Consider the following 12,630-nt stretch of genomic DNA (forward strand, 5'->3'; position numbering starts at 1 on the left):
TCGGGCTCCAGCCCATCGACGGGCTTCGGGGCAAGGGCCGTAGCCTTCCCCTCGCGGCGCTCCCTGCGGAATCCTCAGCCTGCGGCTTGTCCCTTCTCGTCTTGCATGGCTGCCTCGATCTCCTCCACGGAGGGTTTGAAGCCGAGCTTCTTCTCCAGGACGGCGACCTTCGGCCGGCCTTCGCGCGTCCTCTCGTCGTCGCCGATCTCGCCGAGCACACCGCGGATCGCCGCGACACGGTCGGTTTCGGGTGAGGTGGTGCCGCCTTCGCCGGTGTCCGCCGGGGCCGGGCCGGCATCGGGGCCCGTTCCACTGCCGGGCGTCCCATCGAGATGAGGCTCGCTCGGGCCCGCACCGTTGTCGCTCACCTGGTCCGCCGCGTCGGCGCCGGGTGCAACTGCAAGCGCTGCTGCGGTGCCGCCGGGATCTCCGGCGGCGGCCGCGTTGCGCGCCTCCGTGGCTGCCGCATCGGCCCCGTCGACCATCCGCACCTCGAATTCCGGATCGGCCCGGAGGATGACGAGCTCTTCCTCGGTGAAGTGATCGGCCTCGTAGACTTTCCTGGCCGGATGTTCCCGGCCCAGGCGCCGGAAGCCCGGCGTCCTGCAGAAGACTTCGATCTTGCCCATCTCGCGTCCTTGCGATGTTGTCCGGAACGGGCTGGCGGCCGAAGTCGCCAGCCCTCCTCAGGCCGCCGGTCAGGCGAGGTGCGGGATGACGACCACCTCGGCGGTCTTCGCCCAGATGTTCGTGTCGCCGCCGTTGATGAGGGCCGCCTCGACCACCTGCCGCGCCTTGGTTTCGAGGCTCGGCGGGACGATCAGCTTGGTCGGGCGGATCGCGATGACGGACCCATCGCGGCGGCGGATCGATCCCATCGCGGCGCGGGCAGCGGCATAGTTCTCGGAGGTGAGTTCGGCCTTCGACATGAAGGCGAGCTGCCAGAGGCCGAAGCCGGCATTGCAGCGGCCGTCGACGCCCCAGACGAACTTGCCCCGATAGAAGACGTTCTCGTCGGTCTCCTTGTCCATCTGCACGAGCTGGAAGAGCTTGCGCGACTGGAAGACCATCGGCTTCATCACCTGGGTGTCGTCGACGAGATACCAGGCCGCGTTGCCGCCCGCCTGATAGTTGGAGACCGAGGTGACGCCGCCGTTCTCGTCGAAGCCCGGATGGTCCGTGTCGAAGAAGTTCTGGCCGTCGTAGCACTTCGTCGTGGCGCCGGCCTTCAGCAGCGGAAAGACGAGCTGATCGGGGAACTGCGCTGCGGACTGGCCGAGCTGCGCAGCCACCGGCGTGAAGAGGCCGATCTGGTCGTCCTCGATCTGCGAGCGCTTGATGCCGACCGTGCCTTCGAACTCGCGATTGCGGATCTGGTAGGTCTGCGCCGAGAGGTCGTGGACGACGCGGTCGCCGATCCATTCCCGGATGCCCGGCATGTCGTCCATGCGCGGATACTCGTTCATGGCGGTGACCGAGTTTACCGTCATGGCGACCTGGCCATAGAACGTCGTGGTCGATGCCAGACGCTCGTTGAAGGCCGTCGAGAGGCCCGTATAGATGCTGCGGAGCGTCGAGGCGTTGATATCCATTTTGCGGATCCCCTTAGAAGCGCACCCAGACGCCGTCCGCGTCGATGCCGTCGATGGTGCCGGCGGCGAGTTCTCCGCCAGCGTTCGTGAGCTGGAGCGTCTCGTCGTCGGCCGCGTAGACCGTCTTGCCGATGTCGTCGGCGCCGGCGTCCGTGACCGGGAACAGGAAGACGCCGCGGAGCGCGCGCACGATCTGGTCGCCGGCCGCACCGTCCCGGTTGTCGATCCGCTCCTCGGCGAGACCGACCACGGCGACGGCGTCTTCGTCGTCCGGCAGCACCGTCTCCAGGGTCGCGGTGACGGCGACGATCGTCCGCCCGAAGTGACGGATGTTGGCGCCAGCCGGGTAGCCGTAGGAATCGCCCGTGCGGGACGGGCGTTCGAGGTCCTTCGTCGCGGCCATCAGACAGCGCTCCTTTCAAGCTTCTTGGAGGTCTCGGCGAAGGCCTTGGGATCGAGGCCCATTAGCGAGCAGACGGCCTCGTCGTCGGGCGAGAGGGTGGACCCGTCGCCCTCGCCGGAGGGCTTGTAGTCGCGCAGCGAGCGAGCATTGAGGGCGGGCATCGCCTTCAGCTCGGTCTCGACCTCCCCCGGCTCCTTCATGTGCCGGGCAATCATGTGGTCGCGCAGCGCCGGGACGAGCTTGCCCGCCTCGATGGCGCCGTCGATCGCCGCCTCGGCATCCTTGCGGGCGGTGGCCGCCGTGACCTGGGTGAGCTGCGTGTTGAGGCTCTTCACCTGCTCGCGCAGCTCCTTGACCTCGCTTTCGTCTTCGCCGGAGGCCGAGGAGGACACCCTCGCCTGCAGGGCGATGACGAGATCGTTCTCGCTGGCGTCCTTTGCGGCGCCGGAGATCTCCGAAAGACGCGCCATGAGCGCGGTGTGGCTGGTCGATGCCGCATGCGCGGCCGTGGCGGCCTTAAGGATCGCGTCCTTGTCCGCGTCTTCGGGAAGGCCGAGCGCCTCCCGGAGCTCCTTTTCCATGTCGGTTTCCTCGTGGGTGTGAAGCGACTTCAGGGAAGCCAGGTTCGGGTCGTTCGTCAGCGCGACGCGCAGGAGCTTGTCGACCCGGTGCGGCTTGGATTTCGTGTGCAGGAAGACGGGGGAGAGGAAGCCGTAAGCGCGCTCCTCCATCAGCGTCTTGCCGGTCGGCGTCCATTCGACCCGGCCCCAGATGCCGTCTTCGCGGGCCTGCAGCTCGACGACCCAGCCGCGGGCCGGCGAGGCGCCGCCCTTCGCGCCGACATGGTCGATCGCATGGTTCTCGTCGATCGGCAGCTTTCGGCCGCCTGCGATCGAGGCCTCGATCACCGCCTGCATGTCCTTCACGACATAAGGGCCGCGCCCGTCCTCGCCGGCAAAGCTGCCCGCCGGAAGGAGATGCAGCCATTCCGGCACGCCTTCGGCGGCAGGCAGGGCATGCGCAAGCGAGTTGAGGGCCTTGTCCATCGGCCCGACCATCGCAAGCGAGGCGGGCGGTGCATCAGTCCGCCGAGGCGGGCGATTGCCGGGATCTACGGGCGGTTCGGAAGGTGGCGTTCCAGGAAGCCGAAGACAGTGTCGGCGATCATCTCCTCATCCTCCCCGTCGATGCCGAGGAAGGGGCGTGCCGGGATCGTAACCGACTTCGCCAGGACAAGACCAGAGGCGAGCCGGAAGACGAGGTGCGACGCCTTCTTCGGCTTGATCGTGCCGCCGAACTGGTGAACCGCCGCGTAGATCGTGTTCGTGCCGACCCTGACCTCGTCGCGGCTCGGCCGCGAGTTGATGGAATCGCGCAGCCGGCCGCTCGCGGTCAGGATCCGGCTGCCGCGCTTGACCGCTGCGTAATCGGGCAGGAGTGGCGCCCAAGCCTCGCCGCCAGGCGCGGTCTGGGAGACGAAGCGGCGATGCGTCGATCCGACGAGGCCGGTGCCGATCGCCGCCATCACCGGCGTCGTGTTGTCCATGACGCCGACGAGCCGCGTGAAGGCGCGCTCTACGCGCTCGCTTCGAATTTCTGCGGTGATGGAGATTGAGGCGCCGGCCACGAATCTTGCCCTTTCTGGACCGAGAGCCTACATAAGTTCTGCGCGCCGAGCCATATTCCGATCGCCAGTGTCGGGGTTTACTTCGGGCCCCGCGGCGCGCGTCACCTCCCCAGCCGCCTCCATCCGCGAATCCGCTTGAGCTGCCCAGCCCGGCCGCGGTGCAGCGTCGTCACCAGGAACTCCCCGAGCCGAGTGGCCTTGAGGCCGAGGATGTGGTCGCGCCCGCTTATCTCCACGATCCCGGACAGCCGCCCACGCGGGCCTTCGAATATTTCGCCGGCGGCAAGCGCCCGCCTTGCCGCCGCCTGGTAGTCGAGGGCCGTGATTTCGGCGCGGTGCGCATGAGAGCGGATCGTATCGACGGAGAGCCGCGCCCGCATGCCTTCGCCAAGCCCGAGGTCGGCAAGGACTCCGGCCGGGACTTCGGCAACCGGCACTGTCGCGCCGACCGGCAGTTCGCCCGCCAGCGCCCGCCTTGCGAAGTGGGCGACCCTTTCGGGCTCCGCGACCGGCTCGAACGGACGCCCGCCGGAAAGCCAGCTCTGGCCGGGATTGTACTCAAAGCCGGGATCGACGCCGTTCGGAACCTGGCGTGGCACCCCGCCGACGACCTTCGTCTCGAAGGAGAGCTGCGGGCTCGGATCGGGGCCAGCCTTGCCCTGGCGCCTGAGGCCTGCCTCGCTCACGGGTGTGGTGAAGCAGCCGCATCGCCAGCCGTTCGGCGGATAGTTGGTCGTCCAGAAGGGATCGTCCGCCCTTAGCACGAGGCCGTCCCAGGCAAGGTGCTGCTCGCGCGGGTGCAGCGAGCCGGAATGGTGGTATTGCCAGAACGGAAAAGCGGCGAGCGTCTCCGGCAACGTCTGCTGGGCGTAGCGCCCTGCCGCAAAGGCGGTGCGCAGGTTCGTCTCGACGATAACGCGGGTGCGCCAGTTGCGCCCGCCCGTGTAGCTCCATCCGTGCTTGCCGACGATCCCGTCGAAGGCCTTGCGGAAGTCCGCGAGCGTCGTGCCCTGTTCCAGTGCCTTGTCGATCTCAGCCCGGAAGTCGGAAAGGAGTGCGTCCGAGGCCGCGCCCGCCACCATGAAACTGTGCGAATGGGCCGCCGCGTAGACATCGCTCCAGCGCCGGGTCGGCACATTCGCCTTCTGCCGGAAGAAAGAGATCGCCTCTTCGAATGGCAGATCGAGCGCTTCTGCAGTCGTCGGCATCGATCAAACTCGCCCGTTAAAGGGGTTTCAAAGGGGGTTGGGGGCGCGAATCCCGTTTTTCGCATGGACGGTGGCGGCCCGGCCCCGCCAAACGCGCCAGAGGGCCGCTATGCCGATTTCGCCTTCGCGGATCATCGGCGCCGATCCAGATCGTCGATCAGCGCCGCCTGGCCCGCCAGATGGGCAAGCGCCATGCCGCGCCCCGTCGCATCGGCGAGCTCCTCCGGCGAGAGCTGCAAGCGCGCGAGCCTTTCTGCCGCGTCGCGGAGATCGCTCGCCGCTTCGAGCTCCGCCCGGATCTCTTCGGCAAGGCCCGCGAGCGCGCCGGCCGCGTCTTCCTCCAGGCGCCGGGCCATCCGCTCGACGAGGCCGTCTTCCTCCTCGCGCGACATCCTCGCCCGCACGAAGCGCCGGAAGGACGCCGCATGCTTGGCCGTCGTCTCCGCTCCCTCCAGGAGCGGGGCCGCTGCGCGTCCGCCGACGAGTTCGTCGTCATCCTTAGGCTCCGGGATGCCGAGCCTCGCGCGCATGTAGCTCGCCGGCGCCGTCACGCCGAGCGGCCCGAGCTTGGAGAACGCTTCGGAGAACTCGCCGAGCGGCACCTCGTCGGGCCGGCCGATGCGCACCTTCGGATAGCGGTCCTGCGGCCCGAAATTGAAGGCGACCAGGTTGGGCACGATTTGCTTGTTGACCGTCGCTGAAACGACGCTGGCATCGGACCGCTCGATGTCCTCCTGGACGAGCCGGTGCTCCTGGCTGACGGCATGGCCCCCGGAGATGGCGTCGGTCGTCGTCGTCTGGCCGAGCACGGCCTTGGAGACCTGCCGGTCCATCCAGTCGGCGCGCTTCTCGTAGAGCTCGCTGGAGGTGGTCTTGGCGTCGACCTCGACGAATTCGAGCAGCATGTCCTTCGGCACGATCGCGGCGCAGTCGCCGGCGATATTGGAGACGGCACGCCAGAGAACGTCCTTCTCCTCCTCGCTGGCGTTCGGCCCATAGCGACCGATGCGGATCGGCATGCCGAAGTTCTGGCAGAAGATCGCCCAGTCCTTCAGCGTGAAAGCCTTGTACATCCACGCCCATGAAGCGACGCGGGCAAGGCCCGAGCGCAACGTGAGGCCGGACTTCGACTTGTGCCGGTGCGTGACGAAGAGATGCGGGGCGAGTTCCTCGCCGGCGACGCCTTCTCGAAGGAGCACCGTCTCGCCGTCGTTCCGGTCGAACATGAACCAGCGCTGCGGGCGGTAGATCAGCTCCCGCGGGCACAGATGGCCCATGTGGTAGCGCCAGTCGATCTCCATGACCGAGAAGCCCTTGCCGATCGCGTCGAGCATGTCGAAGAGCGCGGCTTGCAGGATCTCGTCGTCGATCCACGATTGGACGAGCTCCGCATGCTTCTTGTGCTCTGCATCGTCGGAAGCGGGCGTCACCGTGATCGGCAGCTGCGCGACCTGGCGCTTGCGGGTGGAGAGAACTCCAAGATAGTGGAGGTCCCGCTCCTCGATGTCCTCGGCAAGCTCGAAATAGGCGAGCGGATCGCCTTCGGCCGCTGCGCGGTGGATATGCGAAAGGCGCCGCGGGGTGAGCCCTTCCGCCGGATGGCCGGAGATCACCGGCCGGACGCCCGCGAGCGTCGGACCCGCGACGGGCTTGCCGAGCGAGCTCTTCTTGATGGGCCTTCCGTACTGGTCGAGGATCCCCGCCACTAGTTCAGCCCTCCGCGCAATTCGGGATCGATGGTGCGTTCGCGTGCCTCGTCGCGGCCAGCGCCGCGACGTGCCGTGCCCGCCCTCGCAGCCTCGTAGCCGTAAGAGACGGGGTCCTGGCGCGAGGCAAACCAGGCGAGCATGCCGGCGATCGCGTTGTCGCCGTGCCGGTCCTGGCCGTCCTCGCCCTTGTTGCGATGGTCAGCCGGCACGCGGATGACGCCGTTCACATACTGCAGCGCCTGATGATCGCGGATGTCGTCCTCGTCGGCCGCCACCGTCACCGTCTGGTCGGCGAAGGCCTCCACATAGGCAGCGCCGTTTGCCTGGTACCAGGCCGCAGACAGCTTCACCTCCGCAACGCTCTCGCCGTATTTGAGCGCCGCCGCCTCGGCGAGATAGGCACCGTTGCCGGTCGCATCGAGAGCTCCGCCCAGAAGGCGCGGCAACCGGTCGACGACATAGAAGAGCGCGTCGCGCTGCTGGTCGAAGGGGATGTTGCGCATCTCCAGGACGAGACGCAGCCGCCTCACGAGGTCGACGCCCATCTCGTAGACCCTCAAGGATGAGACGTCGCCGGAACGGGCAAAGTCCTCGCCGAAGACATGGCCGCGCCTCCAGTCGAGGGTGTCGAGCACCGGCTTCAGTTCGCGCTCGCAGAAGTCCCGCTGGACCGCCTCTCGAACCTCCTTCGAAAGGGCTTTGACGTCGTCGCCCAGCTGCCAGCGAACGACCTTCGCTGAGGCGTCCTTGCAGCGCTCGATCATCACGCGCGTCAGGGCCGCGCCCTCCGCATCGGCGGGGATGGCATCGAGCTCCTGCCGCATCGCAGCGGTGCGCGTACCGTAGGCGCCGCGGATCGTCGCCTCCCATTCGCGCGCGCCTTCCTCGGTTGGCTCGATGCCCCGCACCAGACAGACGCGCTCGTAGAGGCCGTTTTCGACCGCTGCCTGAAACGGGATGTGGTGGACGCTGAAGTTGTTCTTGCCGGCACGCGCCTCGGTCAGCAGTTCGTTGAAGGCGTTGAGCACGCCGTTGTGCGTGGAGATCACCCGCACCTTGCCGCCCCAGATAAGGAGGGCGTTGACGGCGTCGATCACTTGGCGAACGTCACGATGGTAGGCGGCCTCGTCGATAACGACGATGCCCTGCAGCCCGCGGATGTTGGCCGGGTTGGAGGATAGCGCCTCGACGCGGAAGCCGGAGGCGAAGCGCACCCGGTAGGCGGAGATGTGCTTTGTCGAACCGTCGGGCTGCTCGTCCTCGAAGAGGAACTCCTCGATCCCGGCGAGCTCGCCTGCGACGACGCGGGCGAAGTGGGCGACGTAGCCGATGAACTCGCGGCCCTTGTCCTTCGTGTCGCCGATATAGAAGACGTTGTCGCCGCCCGCCCCCCGCTCGGCCGCGGCCGCCAGCGTGTCGTCGAGCGCCTCCGCATAGGTGATGCCGGTGCGTCGCCCTTTCTCACACGCCTTTAGCGGCGAGGCGTCGGCGAGCCAGTCCACCTGGTGCTGCATCAGGATGCCGTCGGCGAGCGGATCCTGGTCGGGCGGGATCTCGCTGCCACGCGGCAGAGCGGCGGGAAGCGCCTCGGGATCGCGGGTGAGGACGGGAGCGGTGGCGAGATCCTCGCTCATCCGGGCACTCCGAGGAACTCGCGCCGGAGCTGCGAGATGCGCTCGGCCGAAAGCCCCGCAGCCTTGCCGGCCGCGTCGATCGCCTCGCCCGCCTTGTCCGCGAACTCCTTCTCCAGGACACGGCGCCGCTGGGTCGAGAGCCCCTGTGCCAACGCGACATCCTTCATGGCGCGCGCCATCTCCATGGCGTTCCGCGGCGTCAGCTTCCCGCCGTCCTCGAGGAGTTCGAAGATCAGCGTCTTGATGGTCTCCGCGACCATGATGGTGAGGTCGTCCGTCGCCTCCGGCATGCGTTCGTTGAGCACCTTGGCGATCGCGCGCGTCTCCTCCAAACGCCGCGCGGTCCTCGCAAGCCTGATCGAATGGCGGTTGAAGGCGGATTTGGAGATCGGCCCGATGCCCCGGTCGGCAAGCCGCGCGTTGAACTCCTCCAGGATCGCGCTCTGGAGCATCGAGCGCTCGCGCAGCTGCTCCATCGCCCAGGCGATGTCGGGCTCCGCTTCTTCCGGGAGAAGGTCGATCGAGGACAGGCGCCCCCTGCCGGACATGGCTCAGCCCTCCGACGGCGACGGCCGCTTCACGCCCTCCAGGACCGCGCGCCGCTCGACATGGTCGATCCCCTGGCGCGTGATCTCGGCGATGATGACCGAGGCGGCGGGCGTCAGGCGCACGGCGCCGATATCGGCGAGATAGCGCAGCTCCTGGTGCACCCATTCGCGGGTGCGGCTGATGCCGAACATGTCGTCGAGGAGCTGCTGCAGCATCGAGCTGCCGAGCGTGCCGTTCGATTGCTCGGCGAGGAAGCGCAGCATGATGAGCCGGGCCTCCTGGCGCATGATCCGGTCCATGCTCATGTGCGGCCCCGCTTTTCCTTGGCCTCTTCCAGGAGGAATTCCTGCAGGCGTTCGGAGATGGCGGCCACCGGCTGCAGGCGCTCATTGAGGACCGCCAGCTGCCCCCTGACCTCCACGAGCGCCATCTCCGTCCGGTTGGCGCTGGCCGCATCCGGCATGTGCTTGAACTCGCCCTCGATCGCCGTCAGCCTGGTGGCGACGGCTGAGCGGGAGTCGTTGCCTGCCTTCTTCTCCTCTTCGAACTTTCCGTCGAGTTCCTTCAGATCCTCGCGAAGCTCATCGAGTTCGGCCTTTCTCGCGCCGGCCCGGTACTGAACGATGTTCCAGAGAAAGACCGCTGCCGCGATCGCGATGGGCGCCCACAGGCGTACGATTTCCATGGCCTCCTCGATCGGCTAGGGCCGGGCCTTCCAGCCGCAAAGCGTGGCGCCCTTGCGATTATGCGCGAGCGCGGCGTCGACCTCCCCGTCGCTCATCTCAGCGATGACGACGGCAGTCGGGCGGATCGGGCGGGCAACGTCGCAGAAGCTCCCGCCGCTCTGGCAGGCGCCGAGGATGAGCGGGACCGCGATGAGGAGAGCGCCGCTCAGAACGGACCATTCCGACAGCTCCTTTCGCTTTGCGTCGGGATCTTCGGCCGCGACCTCGTCCTCGATGCGCCGGCTCGTCTCGACCGCGTCGAGCCGCGCCTGCAGCTCCTTCTCGCGCTGGCGGCTCCTTGCTGCGTCGCGCACGCTCCAGACGAGGACGGCGAGGATCAGCGCAACGACGCCGGCAATGGCGAACCACTTGCCGGCGCCGGAGAGCAGGGGCGCGAGGATTTCCATCAACGGCCTCAGGTGATGCGGGCCGCGAGAGTCTGGGGCGGATTTTCCGGATCGACCAGCATGCCGGAGAGCCGCGCTTCGACCATCTCCGAGAGGCGAGCCGCCGTGATGCCGAAATGCTTGAGAGCGTCGGGGACCGCCGCCAGGGCGTAGTTCGTCGCGGTCGTCAGAGCCCGGCTCTTGAGGTTGATCGGGATGCCGCCGGCCGCCCTGTTCTCAAGCTGCGTCGCCGCATAGCCGACCGCTCGGCCGAGCGCCTGTTCGATCGCCTCGCGATGGCCCGCGTCGATCGCCAGGCCGGTGCGCGTGCCGATCCGGCCGAGCACCCAGGTAGCGAGCGTTCCCAGCACCGTGACGACGATCGGCGCAAGGTACTCGATCGTCACGCTGGCGAGCGGCCCGAAGTCCACCGACGTGCCAGCGGCCGTGGCGATCGTGGTCACGCCGCCGTCCGCCGCATGAACCGCATAGAAGGGCGAGAAGATCGCCGCGGCCGTCAGCGCCACGGCGACAGCGAAGAAGAGCCCATGGCGAGAGAAGAAGGATCGCAGTTCGGAAACCATGGTGATTGCCTCCGTTCAGGGTGAAACATCGCCGAGATCGGCGAGCGCACCGCGCAGCTTGGCGACGGCGCCCGCAACATCGACGTCGGGGTCGTTTTCGGGGATGGCCTGGAAAGGCGCCTCGCCGGCCAGGGCGAGATCCATCTCCTCGCGCGTCTGCGGGCCGACCTTGCCGTCCGCCAGGATGCCGCGCGTCGTCTGGAAATGGATGGTCGCAAGCTCGACGGTGTGGTCGTAGGCGTCGCCCCGAGGCATGCCCCACTGGTAGTCGATGAGCTCGCGCCAGGCGGCGAGGTCCTTGCGCCAGGCTGCGACGGCCGGACCGCTGTCGCCGCGCTCCAGGATCGCGTCTTGCACCGGCACGAAGTCCGCGCCCGAGGTGAGATGTGCGTATTCCGCCGTGGCGTCGAAAGACGGGCAGGCCTTTGCGGCGTAATCGCGGTGGCCGGAGATTTTCCTGATCTTGAAGAGCGCCACGAGACGCTGCAACTCGCTGACGAGCGCCTCCCTCTGGGCCGGCGTGCGCGTGTCTGTCGCCGTCTTGCCGTCCGTTTCCACGCCGCCGACATAGACGAGGCCGATCGTGCCGGTGTTGTGACCGGCGACATGGGCGCCGATCTTGGCGATCGGCCGCCCGTCCTCGACCTTGCCGTCGAGATGGACGACGCGGTGATAGCCGATGCCCGACCAGCCGCGGGCGCGGTGCCAGGCGTCGATCTCCTTGACCGTCACCCGCCGGCCTTCAGGCGTTGCGGTGCAATGGACGATGATTTCGTTGATTGGGCGCACGTCGAGCCTCTGGTTTGAGGCTCGACGCTAGTCCCCCAGGGAGGGTGATCGTCAGTCCGCCCAGGCGGGCGACCGCCGGCGGCGGGGGAGATCAGTCGAACAGATTGTGCTGGCGAGAATCGCTTGCCTGGCGTCTCGGCCGGCGCGGATGGCCCGCGCGGCGGAAGAGCTTTTCCACCCCGCTCTCGGTAATGCCGAGCCGCCGAGCGATCGCCTGGTCGCGCATGCCGAGGTTGCGATAGTGACGGGCGCGTAGCTCTCGCGCAAGCGGCACGCGGATGTAGCAGCCCCGATAGGTCTCGTGGAGCCTGGCCGACGCCTCGACGCCGATCGCCGCGTCGATCTCCTCGTCCCGCTTTGTGGCGGGGATGAAGCGGCGAAGGCCCCCGAACGCCTCCACGAAGGCGATGAAGCGTTCCCGGCCGAGAAGCTCCAGGAGCTCGTCGGAGAGCGTCTCCCTCATCCCTCGCCTCCGATATGGCTCACCCGGCCGGTTCTGGAGAGAGCCGTGACGACCGTCGCCTGCCCCGAACCGTTCGACCGGATGACGAGCTTCACCTTCTCGATCTGGATGGCGATCGCGCCGAGCTCGGCCGCACCCTGCGCCATGCCGGCGAGGTGGCTGCGCACCGCCGCCACATCGAGCCCGTGCTGGCGCTCCAGGTAGCACAGCACCGCATGGTCGCTGACTTGGAGGAGGACCGCGCGCCGCTTCATTCAGCGTCTCCCTCGTCGGGGAGCGACCAGGGCAGGTCGTCGAGATCGCGCTGGAAGGTGAGGCTCTCCCGGCAGCCGGGCGGGATCCAGACATAGTCTGTGCGGCGTGCCGGCTGACCGAGCCGCCAGACGATCCAGCAATAGGCGGTGAGCGTGTCCCCGTCCGGCACCCAGCGACCGCGATGGAGCGGCACGCGCTCCACGAACTGCGCGACGATTGCTGGCCGACTACGGCGGTAGACCTGGCGGTAACGGGTGAGGCCCTCGGTCTGCGTGGTGCGCACGAAGACGGCGACGCCCTGCCGGGCGCGGGCGAGAGCCCGGCTCATGAAGGCGAGGCTCTTTTCGGCAAAGGGCGGATTGGTGATGATCCAGTCGGGCTCAGGTATCTCCGACCAGGCCTCTGCGTCGAGGAAGTCCCGCACCTCTCCAAAGCCGTATGGAAAAATGTCGCTTGCCCGCACCGTCCCGAAATAGTCGGCGAGCGCGTAAGCCATATGGCCCTCGCCGCAGGCCGGCTCCTCGACGGTGAGGTCGCGAAAGCCGCGCGTGCCGAGAACATGGACGAAGAGCGCCCGCGCCGCCCAGGGCGGCGTCGGAAAGAAGTCGAGCGAACCCGCCGGCTCGATCCGACGATGCGCGACGACGCGGGAGGCAGAGGGCATCACGCCGCCTTTCTCCCCGCTTCGCCAGCGCCTATGCTGGCG

At 67.9% G+C, this 12,630-nt stretch carries 17 protein-coding genes; all 17 read right to left on the reverse strand.

Annotation, left to right across the window (positions count from 1 at the left end):
- Nucleotides 1–74: 74 nt before the first annotated feature.
- On the reverse strand, nucleotides 75–629 hold the full coding sequence (locus Q331_RS0102450) for a hypothetical protein (RefSeq protein ID WP_026379367.1): 555 nt from the start codon (nucleotides 627–629) through the stop codon (nucleotides 75–77).
- A 69-nt stretch (nucleotides 630–698) separates the two neighbouring features.
- On the reverse strand, nucleotides 699–1,592 hold the full coding sequence (locus tag Q331_RS0102455; RefSeq protein ID WP_026379368.1) for a Mu-like prophage major head subunit gpT family protein: 894 nt from the start codon (nucleotides 1,590–1,592) through the stop codon (nucleotides 699–701).
- Between the two features lie 13 nt (nucleotides 1,593–1,605).
- Nucleotides 1,606–1,995, reverse strand: a complete 390-nt coding sequence (locus Q331_RS0102460) for a hypothetical protein (protein WP_026379369.1) — start codon at nucleotides 1,993–1,995, stop codon at nucleotides 1,606–1,608.
- Nucleotides 1,995–3,041 carry a phage protease gene (locus Q331_RS0102465; RefSeq protein ID WP_026379370.1) on the reverse strand — a complete coding sequence of 349 codons (1,047 nt, stop codon included), beginning with the start codon at nucleotides 3,039–3,041 and terminating at the stop codon, nucleotides 1,995–1,997. Before Q331_RS0102465 ends, Q331_RS0102460 begins: the two co-directional genes overlap by 1 nt.
- Nucleotides 3,042–3,106: 65 nt before the next feature.
- Complete coding sequence (locus Q331_RS0102470) at nucleotides 3,107–3,622, reverse strand: phage virion morphogenesis protein (protein WP_026379371.1); 516 nt, start codon at nucleotides 3,620–3,622, stop codon at nucleotides 3,107–3,109.
- A 101-nt stretch (nucleotides 3,623–3,723) separates the two neighbouring features.
- Nucleotides 3,724–4,830 (reverse strand): phage head morphogenesis protein, encoded by a 1,107-nt coding sequence (locus Q331_RS22850; protein ID WP_051630410.1) that lies wholly within the window; start codon nucleotides 4,828–4,830, stop codon nucleotides 3,724–3,726.
- A 131-nt stretch (nucleotides 4,831–4,961) separates the two neighbouring features.
- Entirely contained in the window at nucleotides 4,962–6,536 is a 1,575-nt protein-coding gene (locus tag Q331_RS0102480; RefSeq protein WP_034490752.1) for a DUF935 domain-containing protein, read from the reverse strand.
- Nucleotides 6,536–8,173, reverse strand: a complete 1,638-nt coding sequence (locus Q331_RS0102485) for a hypothetical protein (RefSeq protein ID WP_026379373.1) — start codon at nucleotides 8,171–8,173, stop codon at nucleotides 6,536–6,538. Before Q331_RS0102485 ends, Q331_RS0102480 begins: the two co-directional genes overlap by 1 nt.
- Complete coding sequence (locus Q331_RS0102490) at nucleotides 8,170–8,721, reverse strand: DUF3486 family protein (RefSeq protein ID WP_026379374.1); 552 nt, start codon at nucleotides 8,719–8,721, stop codon at nucleotides 8,170–8,172. The genes Q331_RS0102485 and Q331_RS0102490 overlap by 4 nt, the downstream gene beginning before the upstream one ends.
- A 3-nt stretch (nucleotides 8,722–8,724) precedes the next feature.
- Complete coding sequence (locus Q331_RS0102495) at nucleotides 8,725–9,027, reverse strand: VpaChn25_0724 family phage protein (RefSeq protein ID WP_026379375.1); 303 nt, start codon at nucleotides 9,025–9,027, stop codon at nucleotides 8,725–8,727.
- Nucleotides 9,024–9,407 (reverse strand): hypothetical protein, encoded by a 384-nt coding sequence (locus Q331_RS22855; RefSeq protein WP_051630412.1) that lies wholly within the window; start codon nucleotides 9,405–9,407, stop codon nucleotides 9,024–9,026. Before Q331_RS22855 ends, Q331_RS0102495 begins: the two co-directional genes overlap by 4 nt.
- A gap of 15 nt (nucleotides 9,408–9,422) precedes the next feature.
- Complete coding sequence (locus Q331_RS24110; protein ID WP_245615496.1) at nucleotides 9,423–9,854, reverse strand: hypothetical protein; 432 nt, start codon at nucleotides 9,852–9,854, stop codon at nucleotides 9,423–9,425.
- An 8-nt stretch (nucleotides 9,855–9,862) separates the two neighbouring features.
- Complete coding sequence (locus tag Q331_RS0102515; protein ID WP_026379376.1) at nucleotides 9,863–10,417, reverse strand: hypothetical protein; 555 nt, start codon at nucleotides 10,415–10,417, stop codon at nucleotides 9,863–9,865.
- A gap of 15 nt (nucleotides 10,418–10,432) precedes the next feature.
- On the reverse strand, nucleotides 10,433–11,206 hold the full coding sequence (locus tag Q331_RS0102520) for an N-acetylmuramoyl-L-alanine amidase (protein WP_026379377.1): 774 nt from the start codon (nucleotides 11,204–11,206) through the stop codon (nucleotides 10,433–10,435).
- A 91-nt stretch (nucleotides 11,207–11,297) separates the two neighbouring features.
- Entirely contained in the window at nucleotides 11,298–11,669 is a 372-nt protein-coding gene (locus tag Q331_RS0102525; protein WP_026379378.1) for a hypothetical protein, read from the reverse strand.
- Nucleotides 11,666–11,923, reverse strand: a complete 258-nt coding sequence (locus Q331_RS0102530) for a hypothetical protein (protein WP_026379379.1) — start codon at nucleotides 11,921–11,923, stop codon at nucleotides 11,666–11,668. Before Q331_RS0102530 ends, Q331_RS0102525 begins: the two co-directional genes overlap by 4 nt.
- Entirely contained in the window at nucleotides 11,920–12,588 is a 669-nt protein-coding gene (locus Q331_RS0102535; RefSeq protein ID WP_026379380.1) for a hypothetical protein, read from the reverse strand. The genes Q331_RS0102530 and Q331_RS0102535 overlap by 4 nt, the downstream gene beginning before the upstream one ends.
- Nucleotides 12,589–12,630: the final 42 nt, after the last annotated feature.

Source organism: Afifella pfennigii DSM 17143 (assembly GCF_000688515.1).
Lineage (GTDB): Bacteria > Pseudomonadota > Alphaproteobacteria > Rhizobiales > Afifellaceae > Afifella > Afifella pfennigii.